This window comes from Pseudoduganella sp. UC29_71 (assembly GCF_042693265.1).
In the GTDB taxonomy this organism is placed as follows: Bacteria; Pseudomonadota; Gammaproteobacteria; order Burkholderiales; family Burkholderiaceae_D; genus Rugamonas.
Genome location: NZ_CP170549.1, coordinates 1,257,869 through 1,275,778, shown reverse-complemented (window position 1 = coordinate 1,275,778; position 17,910 = coordinate 1,257,869). Strand labels below are relative to the sequence as shown.

General features: G+C 66.6%; 19 protein-coding genes. 13 read left to right on the top strand and 6 right to left on the bottom strand.

Going from position 1 to position 17,910, the window contains the following annotated elements; genetic code table 11:
- Positions 1 to 7 precede the first annotated feature (7 nt).
- The 3 genes from ACFJI2_RS05700 to ACFJI2_RS05690 are packed head-to-tail and all read left to right on the top strand — an operon-like array spanning position 8 to position 2,476.
- A complete protein-coding gene (locus ACFJI2_RS05700) occupies positions 8 to 805 on the top strand; it encodes an MlaE family ABC transporter permease (protein ID WP_377704133.1) in 798 nt (265 codons plus the stop codon).
- Between the two features lie 13 nt (positions 806 to 818).
- The gene (locus ACFJI2_RS05695; RefSeq protein ID WP_377704132.1) at positions 819 to 1,772 is read left to right on the top strand and encodes an MlaD family protein; all 954 of its coding nucleotides are present in this window, start codon (positions 819 to 821) and stop codon (positions 1,770 to 1,772) included.
- Entirely contained in the window at positions 1,769 to 2,476 is a 708-nt protein-coding gene (locus tag ACFJI2_RS05690) for a hypothetical protein (RefSeq protein ID WP_377704131.1), read from the top strand. The genes ACFJI2_RS05695 and ACFJI2_RS05690 overlap by 4 nt, the downstream gene beginning before the upstream one ends.
- Before the next feature lie 142 nt (positions 2,477 to 2,618).
- Here ACFJI2_RS05690 and ACFJI2_RS05685 read toward each other — a convergent pair whose 3' ends face one another.
- Positions 2,619 to 3,884, bottom strand: coding sequence for a DEAD/DEAH box helicase (locus tag ACFJI2_RS05685; protein WP_377704130.1), 1,266 nt, complete (start codon positions 3,882 to 3,884; stop codon positions 2,619 to 2,621).
- A gap of 135 nt (positions 3,885 to 4,019) precedes the next feature.
- On the opposite strand from ACFJI2_RS05685, the gene ACFJI2_RS05680 reads away from it, so the two are divergent.
- A complete protein-coding gene (locus tag ACFJI2_RS05680) occupies positions 4,020 to 5,006 on the top strand; it encodes a dipeptidase (RefSeq protein ID WP_377704129.1) in 987 nt (328 codons plus the stop codon).
- Positions 5,007 to 5,104: 98 nt separating this feature from the next.
- Here ACFJI2_RS05680 and ACFJI2_RS05675 read toward each other — a convergent pair whose 3' ends face one another.
- The gene (locus ACFJI2_RS05675) at positions 5,105 to 6,274 is read right to left on the bottom strand and encodes a mandelate racemase/muconate lactonizing enzyme family protein (RefSeq protein ID WP_377704128.1); all 1,170 of its coding nucleotides are present in this window, start codon (positions 6,272 to 6,274) and stop codon (positions 5,105 to 5,107) included.
- 88 nt (positions 6,275 to 6,362) lie between these two features.
- Between ACFJI2_RS05675 and ACFJI2_RS05670 the strand changes: the two genes are divergently transcribed.
- Positions 6,363 to 7,253, top strand: a complete 891-nt coding sequence (locus tag ACFJI2_RS05670) for a LysR substrate-binding domain-containing protein (RefSeq protein ID WP_377704127.1) — start codon at positions 6,363 to 6,365, stop codon at positions 7,251 to 7,253.
- Here ACFJI2_RS05670 and ACFJI2_RS05665 read toward each other — a convergent pair whose 3' ends face one another.
- Positions 7,254 to 7,643: a VOC family protein gene (locus ACFJI2_RS05665; RefSeq protein WP_377704126.1), complete on the bottom strand. Its 390-nt coding sequence runs from the start codon at positions 7,641 to 7,643 to the stop codon at positions 7,254 to 7,256.
- Positions 7,644 to 7,684: 41 nt separating this feature from the next.
- Between ACFJI2_RS05665 and ACFJI2_RS05660 the strand changes: the two genes are divergently transcribed.
- Positions 7,685 to 8,425, top strand: a complete 741-nt coding sequence (locus tag ACFJI2_RS05660) for a Mut7-C RNAse domain-containing protein (protein ID WP_377704125.1) — start codon at positions 7,685 to 7,687, stop codon at positions 8,423 to 8,425.
- Here ACFJI2_RS05660 and ACFJI2_RS05655 read toward each other — a convergent pair.
- On the bottom strand, positions 8,402 to 8,899 hold the full coding sequence (locus ACFJI2_RS05655) for a VOC family protein (protein WP_377704123.1): 498 nt from the start codon (positions 8,897 to 8,899) through the stop codon (positions 8,402 to 8,404). The two genes, ACFJI2_RS05660 and ACFJI2_RS05655, sit on opposite strands and share 24 nt — an antisense overlap.
- 28 nt (positions 8,900 to 8,927) lie before the next feature.
- Entirely contained in the window at positions 8,928 to 9,341 is a 414-nt protein-coding gene (locus ACFJI2_RS05650; RefSeq protein WP_377704121.1) for a hypothetical protein, read from the bottom strand.
- A gap of 68 nt (positions 9,342 to 9,409) precedes the next feature.
- On the opposite strand from ACFJI2_RS05650, the gene ACFJI2_RS05645 reads away from it, so the two are divergent.
- Entirely contained in the window at positions 9,410 to 9,769 is a 360-nt protein-coding gene (locus tag ACFJI2_RS05645) for a MerR family transcriptional regulator (protein WP_377704120.1), read from the top strand.
- A 57-nt stretch (positions 9,770 to 9,826) separates the two neighbouring features.
- Here ACFJI2_RS05645 and ACFJI2_RS05640 read toward each other — a convergent pair whose 3' ends face one another.
- On the bottom strand, positions 9,827 to 11,659 hold the full coding sequence (locus ACFJI2_RS05640) for a DUF4153 domain-containing protein (RefSeq protein ID WP_377704119.1): 1,833 nt from the start codon (positions 11,657 to 11,659) through the stop codon (positions 9,827 to 9,829).
- A gap of 140 nt (positions 11,660 to 11,799) precedes the next feature.
- Here ACFJI2_RS05640 and dapC point away from each other — a divergent pair, with 140 nt between their 5' ends.
- The 6 genes from dapC to dapE all read left to right on the top strand — a co-directional run bounded on the left by dapC (position 11,800) and on the right by dapE (position 17,879).
- The gene (dapC, locus tag ACFJI2_RS05635; RefSeq protein WP_377704118.1) at positions 11,800 to 13,014 is read left to right on the top strand and encodes a succinyldiaminopimelate transaminase; all 1,215 of its coding nucleotides are present in this window, start codon (positions 11,800 to 11,802) and stop codon (positions 13,012 to 13,014) included.
- 12 nt (positions 13,015 to 13,026) lie between these two features.
- Positions 13,027 to 13,854, top strand: coding sequence for a 2,3,4,5-tetrahydropyridine-2,6-dicarboxylate N-succinyltransferase (gene dapD / locus ACFJI2_RS05630; protein ID WP_056397036.1), 828 nt, complete (start codon positions 13,027 to 13,029; stop codon positions 13,852 to 13,854).
- Between the two features lie 83 nt (positions 13,855 to 13,937).
- The gene (locus ACFJI2_RS05625) at positions 13,938 to 15,074 is read left to right on the top strand and encodes a PilT/PilU family type 4a pilus ATPase (protein ID WP_377704116.1); all 1,137 of its coding nucleotides are present in this window, start codon (positions 13,938 to 13,940) and stop codon (positions 15,072 to 15,074) included.
- Positions 15,075 to 15,167: 93 nt separating this feature from the next.
- The gene (locus tag ACFJI2_RS05620) at positions 15,168 to 16,313 is read left to right on the top strand and encodes an MFS transporter (RefSeq protein WP_377704114.1); all 1,146 of its coding nucleotides are present in this window, start codon (positions 15,168 to 15,170) and stop codon (positions 16,311 to 16,313) included.
- A gap of 82 nt (positions 16,314 to 16,395) precedes the next feature.
- Complete coding sequence (locus tag ACFJI2_RS05615; RefSeq protein ID WP_377704113.1) at positions 16,396 to 16,749, top strand: ArsC family reductase; 354 nt, start codon at positions 16,396 to 16,398, stop codon at positions 16,747 to 16,749.
- Entirely contained in the window at positions 16,746 to 17,879 is a 1,134-nt protein-coding gene (dapE, locus tag ACFJI2_RS05610) for a succinyl-diaminopimelate desuccinylase (RefSeq protein WP_107875157.1), read from the top strand. The genes ACFJI2_RS05615 and dapE overlap by 4 nt, the downstream gene beginning before the upstream one ends.
- Positions 17,880 to 17,910: the final 31 nt, after the last annotated feature.

The window sequence follows — 17,910 nt, the reverse complement described above, 5'->3', positions numbered from 1 at the left end:
TGCCAATATGAGTACACAGGCATCATTTTCCGCTCCGCTGCGCGACATGCAGCGCTGGGCCATGGACTGGATCGTCAGCTGGTGGCAGCTGCTGCACTTCAGCGTGCTGGTCGCCACGCTCGCCCTGACGCCGTCCAGCTACAACCCGCGCCACCGCCCCGCCCTGGCGCGCCAGCTGGTGCTGGGCAGCGCGCCGCACTTGCCATGGTTTACGCTGGTGTCGGCGCTGATCAGCATCGTCATCATCCGCGTCGTGGTGGTCACCTCGCAAAGCTACGGCCTGTCGCGCTACGCGCTGGAGATGGTGGTGCGCGTGCTGGTGCTGGAGCTGATCCCGCTGATCACGGCGCTGTTCGTGGCCCTGCGCAGCACCCTGCCGGCCGGGGTGGAGTTCGCGCAGATGCGCGCCGCGTCCAAGGGCAAGAATACGGCCACCAGCTTGATCGGCCTGCGCGACGAATTTTTCCCGCGCGCCGTGGCGGGCATGTTCTCGGTCTGGCTGCTGGGCGCGGTGAGCTGCGTGCTCACGCTGATCCTGGCCTATCTCACCATCTACGGCTTCACACCGTACGCGCTGCAAGGCTACACCCGCGTGGTGGGGCAGATCTTCACGCCGCCGGTGGCGCTGATACTGGTCCTGAAAATATTCTTCTTCAGCCTGGCCGTGGGCCTGATCCCGCTGGCATCGTCCTTCCACACCGGCTCGTGGCGGCTGCGCCATGTGCACGGCCTGTCGGACATGGTGCGCATGTTCTCCGTGCTGCTGCTGATCGAAGCCGCCTCCCTGGTGGGCAACTACTACTGAACCCGGAACCATCATGAATGAACCGACACCGGCTCCCGAAGCCTCCCCCGTCCGCAACGCCGAACTGAAGGCCGCGCTGCTGCTGGCGCTGATGTTCGTGCTGGTGGTGGGCACCGCCATCTACCTGCTGTATGCGCGCGGCGCGTTCGAGGCCACGCAAAGGCTGGTGCTCACGGCCGACGACTCGGAAGGCGTGAGCGTGGGCATGGACGTGACCTTTGCCGGTTTCCCCATCGGCCGCGTGCAGCGCATCGAGCTGGGCCAGGACGCCAAGGCGCGCGTACTGATCGACATACCGACCAAGGACGCGCACTGGCTGCGCACCAGCAGCATCTTCACGCTGGAGCGCGGCCTGGTGGGCGGAGCCAAGCTGCGCGCCTTCAGCGGCATCCCCAACGACCCGCCGCTGCCGGACGGCGCGGTGCGCGACATGCTGGTGGGCGACGTGGCGGCCGAAATCCCGCGCCTGCTGAACGCGGCCAAAGAGCTGCTGCAGAACGTGACCAACCTGACGGCCGCCGATTCGGCGCTGGGCGCCAGCCTGGAGAACGTGCGCGGCATGACCGAGCGGCTGAACGGCCCGGGCGGCGCCATGGGCTTCATCGCGGGCGAGGACAAGAAGGCGCAGGAGCTGCTGCGCAACGCCAATTCGCTGATCGTCAAGGCGGACAAGCTGGTGGGCAATGCCGACGCCCGCGTGTTTGGCAAGGATGGCGTGATGACGGACACGCAGGCCGCAGTGGTGCAGATGAACGGCCTGCTGATGGATGCGCGCGCCAGCCTGAAGAAGCTGGACGGCGTGCTGGCCGAGGCGCAGGCCGTGGGCGCGAACGCGCGCGTTGCCACGCAGGACCTGGGCGCGCTGCGCGGCGACGTGGACGCCAACCTGCGCAAGATCGAGCAGTTGATCAATGAGATCAACCGCAAATGGCCGTTCAAGCGCGACACGGAGATCAAGCTGCCATGAAGAAGACGACTTTCCCGCACCACGCCGCTGGACCGGCGACGTTCCGGCGCGTCGTCCCGCTGGGTTCAGCACTGGCCGTGGCGCTGGCGCTGTCGGCCTGCGGCAGCAGCCCGCCGGTGCCGGACTGGAAGATGAACGCGCACAGTTCGCTGGAGCGCGCCGAATCGGCCTACCTGAGCGGCAAGGACAGTGTGGAGGAAAGCGAATTCGCGCGGGTGCGCAGCCAGATCGGCAGCACCGGCAACATCGAGCTGGCCATCCGTGTGGAACTGGCGCGCTGCGCAATGCGAGTGGCCTCGCTGGTGTTCGAGGAATGCCCGGGATTCCAGAAGTACGCGCATGACGCGTCCGGTGCGGATATTGAATACGCGGCTTACCTGGCCGGCACCCTGCCGCCGTCGCAGGCGGCACGCCTGCCGGAGCAGCACCGTGCCGTGGCGGGCGCTGCGAGCGACGTAGCCGCCGGCGCGGCGGTCGTGGCCATCAAGGACCCACTATCGCGGCTGGTGGCCGCTGGCGCAGTGTTTCGCGCCAACCGCGCCACGCCCCAGGTGATCGCTGCGGCAGTCGATACCGCGTCCGAACAGGGCTGGCGGCGTCCGCTGCTGGCGTGGCTCAACGTGCAGGCCCTGCGCGCCGAGAAGGCCGGCGACGCAGCCGAAGCCGCCCGCCTGCGCCGCCGCATCGCGCTGGCATCGGAATAGTCCACGACGGCGCACGGCGGGTTACGGCGTGACCGCCTAACCCGCCCTACGTGATGCCCAATCGGCTCACGCGCCGGAACCGGCCGGCTCCGTAGGGCGGCTTAGCGCCGCAGGCGCGTAAGCCGCCGCGCGCCGCCCGCGCCTACTCCGCAGCAGCGGCCGCAGCTTCCCGCAGCTTATCCTTCTTGCTCTTGCGCTTACCCTTGATCCCGCCATTGATGGTATCCGTGGCCGGGTGCACGGCAGGCGCCGTCCCGATCGGCTCGAATCCCGCCACCTGCTCACGCGCCACGCGTATCCCCAGCCGCTTCTCGATCAGCCGGAAATGGGCCTCTGACTCCGCGCTGACAAAGCTCACAGCGACGCCGCTCGCCCCCGCCCGACCCGTGCGGCCGATGCGGTGCGTGTACTCGGCCGGCGCGCGCGGCAAATCGAAATTCACCACCACCGGCAACTGCGCAATATCGATCCCGCGCGCAGCGACATCGGTCGCCACCAGCACCTGCAGGCGCGAATTCTTGAAGTCCGCCAGTACCTCCGTGCGCGCGCCCTGGCTGAAATCCCCATGGAACGCTTCCGCGCGGATGCCGTTGCGGCGCAGCTTCTCCGCCACATGCTCGGACGCATACTTGGTGGCCACGAACACCAGCACCCTGCTCCACTTGTTCTCCTTGATCAGGTGCTTCAGCAGTACCTGGCGCCGCACCGCGTCCACCATGATGGCGCGCTGCGTAATGTCCGGCTCATGCTCCGGCGCCGACGCCGCCTCCACCCGCACCGGATTGCGCAGCAAATGGTGCGCCAGCGTCTGCACCGCGCTCGGGAAGGTCGCGGAGAAGAACAGGTTCTGGCGGCGCGCCGGCAGCAGCGCGAGGATGCGCCCAATCTCCTCGGTGAAGCCCATGTCCAGCAGCCGGTCCGCCTCGTCCAGCACCAGCGTGGCGGTCGACGAGATGTCCAGCGCGTTATGGTCGATCAGGTCCAGCAAGCGGCCCGGCGTGGCCACCACGATGTCCGCGCCGCCGCGCAGTGCCATCATCTGCGGGTTGATCGACACGCCGCCGAATACGATGGATACCTTCACCGGCACCGGCAGATGCTGCACCAGCTGGCGGATCGCCTCGCCCACCTGCGTCGCCAGTTCGCGCGTCGGCACCAGCACCAGGCCATGCAGGCCTGGCCCGCCCTGCGCACCGCCGCGCGCGCCCCGTTTCGCCAGCAGCGCGTTCAGCATCGGCAGCGCAAAAGCGGCGGTCTTGCCCGAACCGGTCTGCGCGGCGCCCAGCACATCGTCGCCGCGCAAGGCGGCGGGAATGGCGGCGGACTGGATGGCAGTCGGTTTGGTGTAGCCGATTTCGGTGACGGCGTTGATCAGCGAAGGCGCAAGGCCTAGCGAGGAAAAGGACATGGATGCCTTGTTATGTATAGCGTGGAGAACCCGACAGTATACGCCACCCGCGCTGGCCGCATGCGAATTGCATGTTGCCCACAGCTTGTATTCATGGGAATATTACCAAGTTAAAAACATTCGAATGCATCGCCAATGATCAACTGGGACGCCCACATTTGCCTGCCGCAGCACCCGCAGGCCGACTTCACGCCCGTGGCGCAACTGCGCGCCGCTGGGGTCAACTACGTGTCGCTGAACGTGGGCGCCGACATGAACCCGGTCTCGCAGGTGATGTCGGTGATCGCCGGCTACCGCGCCACCATCGCGGCAGAATCGGAGCGCTACGTGCTCGTGTCCAGTGTCGACGACATCATCCAGGCCGCCGCCGACGGCAAGATGGCCATCACCTTCGACCTGGAAGGTTCGATGCCGCTGATGGACCAGCCGGACATGGTGGCCCTGTACGCCCAGCTGGGCGTGCGCCAGATCCACTTCGCGTACAACCGCAACAACAGCGTGGCCGGCGGCTGCCACGACACCTCGTACGGCCTCACGCCGCTGGGGTACCGCATGGTGCAGGCGGTGAACGACGCGGGCGTGCTGATGGACTGCGCCCACACCGGCGTGCGCAGCACGCTCGACATCATGGCCGCCTCGTCGCAGCCGGTGATCTTCAGCCACGCCAACGCCTACGCGCTGGTGCAGCACGGCCGCAACGTGACGGACGAGCAGATCCTCGCCTGCGCCGGCACCGGCGGCGTGGTGTGCGTGTCCGGCCTGTCCTGGTTCCTTGGCAGCGAGAACCCCGGCGCGGCCGACGTGGCGCGCCACATAGCCTACATCGCCGAACTGGCCGGCGTGGCGCATGTGGGCATCGGCACCGACATCTGCTTCCAGCAAAAGGGCCTGGACGACACGCCGCCCGGCGAATTCGACCCCGGCCACTGGTGGCCCGCTTCGGCAGGCTACCGCGCCGACGCTCCGCCCACTTTCACGCCGCCCAGCGTGTGGCGCAGCATCGCGCCGGAGCTGCGCAAGCTGGGCATGTCGGTCAGCGAGATCGAAATGGTCATGGGGCGCAATATGATGCGCGTGGCGCAGCAGGTGTGGTCCAGCCCCGTCCAGGCAGAAGCCGCGTAACGGCGGATTACGCTTCGCTAATCCGCCCTACGGTTGGTACGAATGCCCGAATACGTAGGGCGGGTTAGCGCCACAGGCGCGTAACCCGCCAAGCTCCGTCACTGCCCGCTCAGCGCGCGCATCTCGGCGTACAGGTTGGACTTGCCTTCGAAGCCAATGCCCGGCAGATCCGGCATCGTGATGTAGCCCTTTTCCACGCTGACGCCGTCCGGGAAGCCGCCGAAGGGCTGGAACAGGTCCGGATAGGACTCGTTGCCGCCCAGCCCCAGCCCCGCAGCAATGTTCAGCGACATCTGGTGCCCGCCGTGCGGAATGCAGCGCGTGCGCGACCAGCCGTGTTCGTGCAGCATGTCCAGCGTGCGCAGGTACTCCACCAACCCGTAACTCAGGGCGCAGTCGAATTGCAGCCAGTCGCGGTCCGGGCGCATGCCGCCGTAGCGGATCAGGTTGCGCGCGTCCTGCATCGAGAACAGGTTCTCGCCCGTGGCCATGGGCTTGTCGTAGTAGCTGCGCAGCGTGGCTTGCAGCTCGAAGTCCAGCGGGTCGCCCGCTTCCTCGTACCAGAACAGGTCGTACTGCTTGAGCGCCTTGGCGTAGGCAATGGCGGTGTCGAGGTCGAAGCGGCCGTTGGCGTCCACCGCCAGCTTCTGGCCATCGCCCAGCACGCTCAGGATGGAGTCGATGCGGCGCAGATCTTCGTCCAGCGAGGCGCCGCCGATCTTCTTCTTCACCACCGTGTAGCCGCGGTCGATGTAGCTGCGCATTTCATCCTTCAGCGCCTCGTGGCTCTGGCCGGGGTAGTAGTAGCCGCCGGCCGCGTAGACGAACACCTTCTTGTCCGGCGTGCCGTTGCCGTAGCGTTCGGCCAGCAGCTGGTACAGCGGCTTGTTGGCGATCTTGGCCACCGCGTCCCAGATGGCCATGTCGATGGTGCCTATGGCCACCGAGCGCTCGCCGTGGCCGCCCGGCTTTTCGTTGGTGTACATGCAGTTCCAGATCTTGTGCGGATCGAGGTTGCTGCAGTCGTCGCTCACCAGCGTGGCGGGATCGGCTTCCAGGATGCGCGGGATGAAGCGCTCGCGCATCAGCATACCCTGGCCGTAGCGGCCGTTCGAGTTGAAGCCGTAGCCGACCACCGGTTTGCCGTCGCGGATCACGTCGGTGACCACGGCCACCAGGCTCAGGGTCATCTTGCTGAAGTCGATATAGGCGTTGCGGATCGGGGAGCTGATGGGCAGGGTCTTTTCGAGGATGGTGACGATTTTCATGCTAAGTCTCCTGGTTGGGAATGACACCAGCATAGCCTTAAACAACAGCGCTATAATTCATCGATATTTACATGATTATTTACTTCAAGTGAAGAATGACACGTCCGAGCTGGGTTTCTTCGTGCTGCTGGCCAAGCTGGGCAGCCTGTCGGCCACTGCGCGCGAGCTGGACATCACGCCGCCGGCCGCCACCAAGCGCCTGATGCAGATGGAGCAGCGCCTGGGCGTGCGGCTGGTGAACCGCACCACGCGCCGCATCAGCCTGACCAGCGAGGGCGAGACTTACCTGGCGCAGGCGACGCAGATCCTGGCCGATATCCGCGCCATGGAGGAATCCGTGTCCAGCAGCCGTGCGGCGCCGAAAGGCCTGCTGCGCGTTAACGCCACGCTGGGCTTTGGCCGCACCGCCATCGCGCCGCTGGTGTCCGCGTTCGCGCAGCGGTATCCGGAGGTGGACGTGCAGTTGCAGCTGACCGACCGCGCCATCAACCTGGTGGAGGAAGCCTACGACCTGGGCATCCGCTTCGGCGAGCTGCCGGATACGCGCCTGAGCGCGCGCAAGATCATGTCCAACCGGCGCTTCCTGTGCGCCTCGCCGGCCTACCTGAAACGCGCCGGCACGCCCGCCGCGCCGAAGGACCTGGCGCAACACCGCTGCATCCTGCACCGGCAGAACGACGATGCCTACGCCACCTGGCGCCTGAGCAAGGGCCGCAAATCGGAGTCCGTGAAGGTGCGCGGCAGCCTGTCCAGCAATGACGGCGACGTGGTGCTGGGCTGGGCGCTGGACGGCCACGGCATCCTGCTGCGCTCCGAGTGGGACCTCGCGAAGTATCTGGACAGCGGCCGCCTGCAAGTGGTGCTGCCCGACTACACGCTGCCCTCGGCGGACCTGTACGCCTACTATCCCAGCCGCCAGCACCAGCCGGCCAAGCTGCGCGCCTTCATCGACTTCCTGGCCGCGCAGTTCGCCAGCTGATTACATGCCGACGTCGCCGTAAGGCCCGGCGATGACGACCACATAGCCGTCCAGGTCGCGCAGCCAGATTTCGCGGTGGGAGGCATTGGTGTTTTCGCGCGGGCCGTCCAGCACGGTGGCGGAGATGGAGGCGGCGCGCTCCACTGCTTCGTCGAAGTCTTCGGTATGGAACCACAGCAGCACGCCGTTGCCGTAAGGCCGCGCTTCGGGGTTGCCCATATGGGCGTGGCCGTGCGCCTCCCAGCGGTGCAGCTGCAAAATCATGTGTTCGCCGAACATCAGCTGTTCGTAATCCTTGCCGCCGTGGCCGCTGCGTGCGCCCAGCACCACCTGGTACCAGCGGCTGCTGGCTTCAACATCGCTCACTGCAATAAGGGGTTGCGCTTGCATGGCTTGCCTCCTTTCAGGGATGGGTAGATGATACTCGCATCATGGTGACCGCTACATTCCGATTCTACGAAGAACTCAACGATTTCCTGCCGCCGTCCCGGCGCCGGCGCGCGTTCGATGCGCCCTGTGCGCGCGCCGCCACGGCCAAGCACATGATCGAAGCGCTGGGCGTGCCACACACCGAGGTGGAACTGGTGCTGGTGAACGGCGAGTCCTGCGGCTTCGAGCGCCTGCTGGCCGACGGCGACCGGGTGGCGGTGTATCCCAAGTTTGAAACCTTCGACATCAGTTCACTGCTGCGGGTGCGCGAGCGTCCCCTGCGCGAGACCCGCTTTATCGCCGACGCCCACCTGGGCGGCCTGGCGCGCCTGCTGCGCATGGCCGGCTTCGACACGCTGTACGACAACGCCATCGACGACCGCGAAATCGAAGTCATCTCCGCCGAGCAGCAGCGCATCGTGCTCACGCGCGACCGCGACCTGCTGAAGCGGCGCGGCGTCACGCACGGCTGCTACGTGCGTGCGCTCAAGCCCGAACAGCAGCTAGGCGAAATCGTCGCCCGCCTGGACCTGGCGGGGAGCATGCGCCCGTTCACGCTCTGCCTGCAATGCAACGCCCCGCTGCGCGTGATCGCCAAGCAGGACGTGCAGGACAAGCTGCCGCCCGCCGTGCGCGCCCGCCACACGCTGTTTGTCACCTGCGACGTGTGCGGCGGGGTGTTCTGGCAAGGCTCGCACTGGCAGCGCATGCGCGCCGTGCTAGCCGGCGTAGGCGCGCTGTAGCTCGGCGATATCGATCTTCTTCATCGTCATCAGGGCTTGCATGGCGCGCTGCGTCTTGGCCGAGCTGTGGTCTTTCATCATTTCTATCACCACGCTGGGCAGGATCTGCCAGGACAGGCCGAACTTGTCCTTCAGCCAGCCGCACTGCTGCGCGGCCGGGTCGCCGCCCTCGCCCAGGTGCAGCCAGAAGCGGTCCACTTCCTGCTGGCTTTCGCACATCACCTGGAAGGACACCGCCTGGTTGAACGCAATCGGCGGCGTGCCGTTGAGCGCACTGAATGGCGTGCCGTTCAGTTCAAACGACACCATCAATACGGAGCCGGGCTCGTGGCCGTGGAGTTCCCTCCCCGTCTCGAAGTAGCGCACGATCTGCGTAACCTTGGAATTATCGAAAATGCCGACGTAGAAATTGGCGGCTTCCTCCGCCTGGGTGTTGAACCACAGGCAGGGAACGATTTGCTGGATGCTGGCCATAACATGCCTCCTCGCTTGACAAGGTTGCCTATATTACACCGCTGGATGAAGGATGGCGCACGGGCAGGCACTGGACGACGCACCAGGCAGCTTCAGGCAGCAGGAACAGCCAGATCAACGGCTCGCCGGTGGCGGCCAGCGCCCACGCCATCCAGCTGGAGAACAGCAAGCGCCCTGCCGCGTCGTAGCGTCCGAAACGGGGCTGCGGGTCGCGGATGCGCAGCACCGACCATACCAGCACGATGCTGCCCATCAGGCAGGCGATCAGCACGTGGAATGGCCCGAATGCCGGCAAGGCCGCGCCGCCCAGTTGCTGGTTGACTGCCGACAGGTGGGCCAGCACCAGCGCGAAGGTCCAGGGCGTGGCGAAGGGCGCGGTCACGGCCAGGTCGTAGATGGCGCTGGCGCGGACGATGCGGCGGAAAGTGGCGGGATTGGGCATGACAAGCTCCTTTTGAAATGGAGCTTGATGCTAAAGCCTGGAGTATACTCCAGGGTCAAGGAGAAAATATGCAGATAGGGGAAATCGCCAGCGCCACCGGCATCAGCCGCGACACGCTGCGCTTCTACGAGAAGCGCGGCCTGCTCAATGCCCGCCGCAGCGCCAACGGCTACCGCGACTATCCACCCGAGGCGGTGGACTGGCTGCGTTACATCCGCACCGCGCAGCAGCTGGGCTTCAGCCTGAAGGAGATCGAGGCCGACCTGCCGCTGCTGGCGGCGCCGGAGGCGTCGGCCGACCAGCTGCGCGCGGCGCTGCGGGCGAAGATGGCGGAGATCGACCAGCGCATCGCCGGCCTCGCGGCGCTACGCGGCGAACTGGCGCGCCGCCTGGGCGACCCGATGGCGGACTGCCCGCTGCAGGGCTGATTCAGCGGCACAGCGGCACAGCGGCTCAGCGGCTCGGCTGCTCGGCTGCTCGGCTGCTTAACGGCACAGCGGCACGCCCCGACGGTGCGGCTCGACCGAAACGCGCTGCCCATCGACTTCGATGTCCAGCAGCGGCTTGGCCACCGCCCTTGCCTCACCCGCCTTCAAGCGCGCGAGCAAGGGTGCGCAACCGGCCAGGCTGTAAGGCAGGCTGGCCACCTGCTGCCACTTGCCGTCCTTTTCACCCACCACCGCCGAGCCGACACCCGGCTCCGCGCCGATCAGCACCACTTCCGGCTTGCCGTCGCCGCTCAGGTCCAGCATGAACGCGTCGCAATGCACGCCGGCCTCGCGCAGGCAACGCAGCGCCGGGCCGCCATCCTCGCCCCGGTCGGTCCAACTGCGCAGCGGGAAGCCTGCCGGCAAACGGCTGCCTTGCGGCCACACGGCCAGGTTGGCGCCGATGTCCACCGCCACAGGCGCAGAAGGCGGACGCCAGCTGCGGTGCTCCTTGGCCAGCGCGGCAACGGCGCCAGCGCGCTTGAGGGCCGCGTCCGGACCGGCGGCCATTTTCAGGCGCTCCAAGGCGGCGCGGCCGTAGCGGGCGCCTTCGAACTTCAGGTATTCGTAGTCGAACTTGTCGGCCTTCACGGCGCCGCGCTCCAGCCGCGCCAGCTGGCTGTTGACGGAGATGCGCGCCGGGTCGGCGATGGGCGTAAACAGCGCAAGCAGCACCGCCAGCACCAGCCAGGCCGCGCCCACATTGGTCATGGACAGAGTGCGCAGCCACGCGCCGCGCTGCAAGGCTGCGTAGGCGTAGCCCAGCGCATAGCACGCGGCCACCACCATGCAGGCGGCGGCGATCAATCGGTCCGAGCTCCAGCCGTAATCGCCCACGCGCAGGCTGAGCGCGTAGACGGCGATGACGACCAGCGGCAGCAGCATCAGCGCCCCGATGCGCGCGCTCCAGCGCACCACGCGCGCCACCGTGCCCGCCACTTCGCCATTCTGGTAGGCCGCGTTGATTAGCACCACCAGCGCGGCGGCGGCGCCCAGCAGCACGCTGGTAGCGTGGCCGGTCTTCCACAATGCATCCAGGCCGGTGAACGGCAGGCTGCCGAGGAAGCCCGCCAGCAACAGCACCGTCACCGGCAGCAGCCAGGACATGAGCACCAGCAGCAGCGTGCGGATGCCGCGCACAATCGCGGGCCGCACGTCCGTGATGTGCATGGCGCAGGCAAAGGCGAAAAACAGCACCGGCATGTTAAACCAGGCTTCCAGCAGCATCCGCTTCAGAAAGCCGAGCTTCACTAGCTGGAACAGTCCCGCGCCCAGGTTCAGCATGGCCCACAGCGCGCCGACGAACAGCGCCGAGAACGCGGCCTGGATGAACAGCTTCCACGCCGTTTCGAAGTACGTGGCGTAGCTGGCCAGGCGGCGGCCTTCCTGCACGCCCGCCATCACCAGCGAGTGGGCGATGAAGAAGAAGGCCGCGCTGAACACGGCCACCAGCGCGGACGGATAGCGCGCCTCCCTGGCCGACGCGGACGATGCGGCGGCCGCCGCGGCCGCGATGCGCGTCCCCTCCATACGCCACACGTCATGCAGCGCCAGCGCCGCAATGACGGCGGCAGCGGCCACCATCCACAGCGCCAGATTGCGCCCGCCTATGTGACCCAGGCTGGATATCAGGAGCACGGGCAGCAGCACGCCCGCCATCAGCAGCGGCACAAACAGGAAAGGCTCGGTGGCTGGCCACGCGTTGGCGCTGTTGGCGCGGTACAGCAGGTACAGCAGACCGCCCTGCAGCAGGCCCACGGCCAGGCGCAGGTAGCCGTTGCTGCGGGTGGTGGTGGCTTCGAGTATGGTCTGGGCGGAATCTGCCTGCACGGCGGGCTTTCATAGCTGGGATGCCCGCATTATTGCATGTGCTATCAATTTTGCAATATCGCCCATCTCCGCTGCGGCGCACAACCCGGCCGCGCTGGCGCTATAATGGCTGGTTCCGATTTCCGCTCTTTGGTCCGCCTGTGAATCCACATCTCGATAAGCTGCAACCGTACCCGTTCGAAAAGCTGCGCCAGTTGTTCGCCAAGGTGACGCCGAACGCCGACTATTCCGCCATCAGCCTGGGCATGGGCGAGCCGAAGCATCCTACGCCGCCTTTCATCCAGCAGGCGCTGGTCGACAACATCAACGGCCTGGCCACCTACCCGACCACCATTGGCTCGGAAGCGCTGCGCGGCGCCATTTGCGGCTGGCTGGAACGCCGCTACGGCATCCCGGCGCTGAACCCGGCCACCCAGGTGCTGCCGGTGAACGGCTCGCGCGAGGCGCTGTTCGCGCTGGCGCAGACCGTGATCGACCCGGCCGCCAAGGCGCTGGTGGTGTCGCCCAACCCGTTCTACCAGATCTACGAAGGCGCCGCCTACCTGGCCGGCGCCGAGCCGTATTTCGTCAACTCCGACCCGGCCCGCAATTTCGGCTGCGACTACGACAGCATCCCCGCCTCCGTGTGGGAGCGCGTGCAGCTGCTGTTCCTGTGCTCCCCGGGCAATCCGACCGGCGCGGTACTGTCGCTGACGGACTGGGAAAACCTGTTCGCGCTGTCCGAGCGCTACAACTTCGTGATCGCCGCCGACGAGTGCTACTCCGAGATTTACCATGGCGACGAAGCCCCGCTGGGCGCGCTGCAGGCGGCGCACATGCTGGGCCTGTCCACCGTGGAGCGGCCGTACGCGCGCCTGGTGGTGTTCTCCAGCCTGTCCAAGCGCTCCAACGTGCCTGGCATGCGCTCCGGCTTCGTGGCCGGCGACGCCGACGTGCTGAAAAAATTCCTGTTGTACCGCACCTATCACGGCGGGGCCATGAGCCCTTCCGTTCAGGCTGCGTCGGTGGCGGCCTGGAACGACGAAACCCACGTCGAAGCCAACCGCGCCCAGTACCGCGCCAAGTTCGCCGCCATCACCCCGCTGCTGCTGCAGGTGATGGACGTGGCGCTGCCGGACGCCGGCTTCTATCTGTGGGCCGACGTCAGCCGCACCGGCCTGTCGGACACCGAATTCGCCCAGCGCCTGTACGCCGAATATAATGTCACCGTACTGCCCGGCAGCTACCTGGCGCGCGACGCGCACGGCGTGAACCCGGGCCGCAACCGCATCCGCATGGCGCTGGTGGCCGAGGCCTCCGAGGGCCTGGAAGCGGCGCAGCGCATCGTCCAATTCTGCAAAAACCTGTCTAAATAAAAGAGAAGCATCATGACCCAACAACTGCAAAACATCATCGAACAAGCCTGGGACAACCGCGCCGAGATCAACCCTGCCAACGGCAGCGCCGAACTGCGCGACGCGGTCTCGCACGTGCTGGCCGGCCTGGACAACGGCTCCCTGCGCGTGGCGCAGAAGGACACCGGCACCTGGGTGGTGAACCAGTGGATCAAGAAGGCCGTGCTGCTGTCGTTCCGCCTGGAGAACAACGTGGTGCTGCCATCCGACGGCACCATGCAGTTCTACGACAAGGTGCCGACCAAGTTCGCCAACTACACCGAAGCCGACTTCCAGGCGGGCGGTTTCCGCGTGGTGCCGCCGGCCGTTGCGCGCCGCGGCTCCTTCATCGCCAAGAACGTGGTGCTGATGCCTTCCTACGTCAACATCGGCGCCTACGTCGATGAAGGCGCCATGGTCGACACCTGGGCCACCGTGGGTTCCTGCGCGCAGATCGGCAAGAACGTGCACCTGTCGGGCGGCGTGGGCATCGGCGGCGTGCTGGAGCCGATGCAGGCCAATCCGACCATCATCGAAGACAACTGCTTCATCGGCGCGCGTTCGGAGATCGTGGAAGGCGTGATCGTGGAAGAGAACTCGGTGATCTCGATGGGCGTGTACATCGGCCAGTCGACCAAGATCTACGACCGCGCCACCGGCGAAGTGACCTACGGCCGCATCCCATCGGGTTCGGTGGTGGTGTCGGGCTCGCTGCCGTCGGACGACGGCAAGTACAGCCTGTACTGCGCGGTGATCGTCAAGCGCGTGGACGCGCAGACCCGCTCCAAGACCGGCATCAACGAACTGCTGCGCGGTATCTGATGCAGCGGCGGGTTACGCTACGCTAACCCGCCCTACGCGGCCGTCCGCATTAAATAATCGTAACCCGCCGCAGGGAGAGCACCATGGCAATGGACCGCCTGTTCCAGCTGATGAAGGAAAAGAACGCGTCGGACATGTTCTTCGCGGTCAATTCGCCTGTCCACATCAAGATCAACGGCAACCTGATCCCGATCAACCAGCAAAAGCTGGAGCCGGAGAACATTCACGCGCTGCTGGCCGAAGTCTGCTCGCCCGAGCAGATGGCGGAACTGGAGCGCGAGAATGAGCTGAACATGGGCGTCTCGGTGCCCAACCTGGGGCGCTTCCGCCTGTCGGCCTTCCGCCAGCGCGGCAGCATCTCGGCTGTGTTCCGCTTCGTGCCGGCCAACATTCCCGTGCTGGCCGAGCTGGCGCTGCCGCCCATCCTGGCGGAGTTGATCATGGAAAAGCGCGGCCTGCTGCTGCTGGTGGGCGCCACCGGCTCCGGCAAGTCCACCACCATCGCCTCCATGCTGGATCATCGCAACGAACTGCGCTCGGGCCACATCCTCACACTCGAAGACCCCATCGAGTATCTGTTCAAGAACAAGAAATCCATCGTCAACCAGCGCGAGATCGGCAGCGACGCCAAGGACTTCTACACCGCGCTGCGCAACTCCATGCGCCAGGCGCCGGACTGCATCCTGATCGGCGAAATCCGCGACCGCGAAACCATGGCCGCCGCGCTGGCCTACGCGCAGTCCGGCCACCTGGTGCTGGCCACGCTGCACGCCAACAACAGCTACAACGCGCTGAACCGCATCATCAGCTTCTACCCGATCGAAAACCGCGCCGCGCTGCTGCAGGACTTGTCGTCCACGGTGAAAGCCATCGTGTCGCAGCGCCTGATCCGCTCCATCAACGGCGGCACGCGCACGGCGGCGGTGGAAGTGATGCTCAACACCCGCCACATCTCGGACCTGATTGAACAAGGCGACATCAGCCAGATCAAGGAAGCGCTGGAAAACAGCCTGTCGGCCGGCTCGCAGTCGTTCGAGATGGCGCTGTTCAAGCTGGTGCAGGAAGGCCTGATCAGCCAGGAAGAAGCGCTCGCCAACGCCGACTCGGCCACCAACCTGCTCTGGCTGCTGAACAACGGCCCGGACAGCAAGCACGAAGAGCCGGAGCAGAAGGCGCCGGTTGCCGAAACCTCCTTCACCGAGTTCACCCTCAACACCTGACGCGCCTCAACACGCGCCTGCCCCAGCCACGTAAACTCCTGCCCCCGATATCTAACGCGGAACATCTCGTTAGCGCTAACTCCGTCCGCACATATGAACAACTCAGCAGCACACCGCCTCTCTACCCGTCTTGGCTTTCTGGTTGCCGGCATCACCATGGCCGCCTGGGCACCGCTGGTGCCGTACGCCAAGGACCGCCTGAATCTCGAAGCGTCGCAGCTCGGCATGCTGCTGCTATGCCTCGGCATCGGCTCGCTGCTGGCCATGCCCGTTACCGGTGCGCTGACCACGCGCTTCGGCTGCCGGCCAGTGGTGCTGCTGTCCGGCGCGCTGGTGTGCGCCGTGCTGCCCTTCCTCGCCGTGGCGCCCTCGCCGCTGCTGCTGGGCGTGACCCTGTTCCTGTTCGGCGCCACCATCGGCACGCTGGACGTGGCCATCAATGTGCAAGCCGTGCGGGTGGAAAAGGAAAGCGGCGGCGCGCTCATGTCCGGCTTCCACGGCATGTTCAGCGTGGGCGGCATCGCCGGCGCGGGCGGCATGGCAGCGCTGCTGTGGGCCGGCATGGACACGCTGATGGCCGCCGTGCTGGTAGCCGCCATCGCAGCAGCCGTGCTGGCCTTGGCAGCGCCCAAGCTGCTGCCGGCCGCCCCCGCCGCGCAAGGCGAGGCCGGGGAAGACAAACGCCTGTTCGTGGTGCCGCGCGGCGCCGTGGCCGTGATCGGCCTGCTGTGCTTCGCCTGCTTCATGGCCGAAGGCGCGGTGCTGGACTGGAGTGCCCTGCTGCTCACCAGCGCCACCGGCATCAGCGCCGACCAGGGCGGCCTCGGTTACGCCGCCTTCGCCGTCGCCATGACGCTGGGCCGCTTCAGCGGCGACAAGATCGTGGCCCGCTTCGGCCGCCAGCGCGTGCTGCTGGCCGGCGGCCTGTGCGCCGCCGCCGGCTTCTTCACCGCCGTCGCCGCGCCCTCGCCCGCCGTGGCGCTGCTCGGCTTCGTGCTGATCGGCCTGGGCGCCTCCAACATCGTGCCCATCCTGTTTACGGCGGCGGGCAACCAGCACGACATGCCGGCCGGGCTGGCGGTGGGCGCCATCACCACGCTAGGCTACGCCGGCATCCTGGCCGGCCCCGCGCTGATCGGCTTCATCGCCCACGCCTCCAGCCTGCAGATGGCCTTCGCCGGCTTGGGCTGCGCCATGCTGCTGGTGGCCGCCAGCTCGCGCTCGCGCATCGCCACCTGAGCCGGCATGGACGCCAGTCACGCTATAATGCTGCACTTCGGCCGCCACCCGGCGCGGCCACGCTTCCGAACCTGCACATTCCATGATTACTCTTTACGGCATCCCCAACTGCGACACGGTGAAGAAAGCCCGCGTCTGGCTGGCTGACCAGCAGCACGAATTCACCTTCCACGATTTCAAGAAGCAGGGCCTGGACGCGCAGACCGTCAGCGGCTGGCTGCAGACGCTGGGCTGGGAAGTCCTGGTCAACAAGAAGGGCACCACCTGGCGCGGCCTGCCGGACGAGCGCAAGGCCGCCGTCACCGACGCCGCCAGCGCCACCGCGCTGATGCTGGAATTCCCGTCCGTGATCAAGCGCCCCGTGCTGCAAGGCGCCGGCAGCGCATGCCACGTCGGCTTCTCGCCGGACGCCTACCGCCAGATCTTTTCCAAATGACGGCCTCCCGTACCCTCGCCCTGACCGAGAAGCTGCTCGGCCGCGCCTCCGTCACGCCTGAAGACAAGGGTTGCCAGGACCAGCTGATCGCGCTGCTGGAGCCGCTCGGCTTCGTCTGCGAGACCATCGTCTCCGGCGACGTGACCAATCTCTGGGCGCGGCGCGGCACTGCCAGCCCGGTGCTGGTGTTCGCCGGCCACACCGACGTGGTGCCCACCGGCCCGGTCGAGCAGTGGTCGTCCGAGCCCTTCTATCCCACCCACCGCGACGGCAAGCTGTATGGCCGCGGCGCGGCCGACATGAAGACCTCCATCGCCGCCTTCGTGGTGGCCTGCGAGGAGTTCGTGGCCGCCAACGCGGACCACAAGGGTTCGATCGCCTTCCTCATCACCAGCGACGAGGAAGGCCCGGCCACCGACGGCACCGTGGTGGTGGTGGAGAAGCTGAAGGCGCGCGGCGAGAGCATCGACTACTGCATCGTCGGCGAACCGACCTCGGACAAGACGCTGGGCGACATGATCAAGAACGGCCGCCGCGGCTCGCTGTCCGGCCACCTGGTCATCAAGGGCATCCAGGGCCACATCGCCTACCCTCAGCTGGCGCGCAACCCCATCCACCAGGCCGCGCAGGCGCTGGCGGACCTGGTGGCCGAAGTCTGGGACGAGGGTAACGAGTACTACCTGCCCACGTCCTGGCAGATGTCCAACATCAAGGCAGGCACCGGCGCCAACAATGTGATTCCCGGCGCCATGGAGATCGACTTCAACTTCCGCTTCTCCACCGCCAGCACGCACGAAGGCCTGCGCGCGCGCGTGCACGCCATCCTGGACAAGCACGGCCTGGAGTACGAGCTGAAATGGACGCTGAGCGGCCTGCCCTTCCTCACCCCGCGCGGCGCACTGAGCACCGCGATGGCCGACGCGATCCGCGCCGAAACCGGCATCGAGACCGAGCTGTCCACCACCGGCGGCACCTCGGACGGCCGCTTTATCGCGCAGATCTGCCCCCAGGTGATAGAATTCGGCCCTCCCAACGCCAGCATCCACAAGATCGACGAGCATATCGAGCTGCGTTTCATCGATCCGCTGAAGAACATCTACCGCCGTACCCTTGAGAACCTGCTGGGCTAAGCTGGCACACCCGCCCGGCACGTACTTTTTG

What these genes read in the sequence shown, in the direction of transcription:
- ACFJI2_RS05625 (WP_377704116.1), top strand. Translation starts at nt 13,938, where the DNA reads ATGGCAATGGACCGCCTGTTCCAGCTGATGAAGGAAAAGAACGCGTCG.
- dapE (WP_107875157.1), top strand. Translation starts at nt 16,746, where the DNA reads ATGACGGCCTCCCGTACCCTCGCCCTGACCGAGAAGCTGCTCGGCCGC.
- ACFJI2_RS05650 (WP_377704121.1), bottom strand. Translation starts at nt 9,341, where the DNA reads ATGCCCAATCCCGCCACTTTCCGCCGCATCGTCCGCGCCAGCGCCATC.
- ACFJI2_RS05690 (WP_377704131.1), top strand. Translation starts at nt 1,769, where the DNA reads ATGAAGAAGACGACTTTCCCGCACCACGCCGCTGGACCGGCGACGTTC.
- ACFJI2_RS05660 (WP_377704125.1), top strand. Translation starts at nt 7,685, where the DNA reads ATGGTGACCGCTACATTCCGATTCTACGAAGAACTCAACGATTTCCTG.
- ACFJI2_RS05680 (WP_377704129.1), top strand. Translation starts at nt 4,020, where the DNA reads ATGATCAACTGGGACGCCCACATTTGCCTGCCGCAGCACCCGCAGGCC.
- ACFJI2_RS05685 (WP_377704130.1), bottom strand. Translation starts at nt 3,884, where the DNA reads ATGTCCTTTTCCTCGCTAGGCCTTGCGCCTTCGCTGATCAACGCCGTC.
- ACFJI2_RS05655 (WP_377704123.1), bottom strand. Translation starts at nt 8,899, where the DNA reads ATGGCCAGCATCCAGCAAATCGTTCCCTGCCTGTGGTTCAACACCCAG.
- ACFJI2_RS05700 (WP_377704133.1), top strand. Translation starts at nt 8, where the DNA reads ATGAGTACACAGGCATCATTTTCCGCTCCGCTGCGCGACATGCAGCGC.
- ACFJI2_RS05620 (WP_377704114.1), top strand. Translation starts at nt 15,168, where the DNA reads ATGAACAACTCAGCAGCACACCGCCTCTCTACCCGTCTTGGCTTTCTG.
- ACFJI2_RS05645 (WP_377704120.1), top strand. Translation starts at nt 9,410, where the DNA reads ATGCAGATAGGGGAAATCGCCAGCGCCACCGGCATCAGCCGCGACACG.
- ACFJI2_RS05695 (WP_377704132.1), top strand. Translation starts at nt 819, where the DNA reads ATGAATGAACCGACACCGGCTCCCGAAGCCTCCCCCGTCCGCAACGCC.
- ACFJI2_RS05615 (WP_377704113.1), top strand. Translation starts at nt 16,396, where the DNA reads ATGATTACTCTTTACGGCATCCCCAACTGCGACACGGTGAAGAAAGCC.
- dapD (WP_056397036.1), top strand. Translation starts at nt 13,027, where the DNA reads ATGACCCAACAACTGCAAAACATCATCGAACAAGCCTGGGACAACCGC.
- ACFJI2_RS05665 (WP_377704126.1), bottom strand. Translation starts at nt 7,643, where the DNA reads ATGCAAGCGCAACCCCTTATTGCAGTGAGCGATGTTGAAGCCAGCAGC.
- ACFJI2_RS05675 (WP_377704128.1), bottom strand. Translation starts at nt 6,274, where the DNA reads ATGAAAATCGTCACCATCCTCGAAAAGACCCTGCCCATCAGCTCCCCG.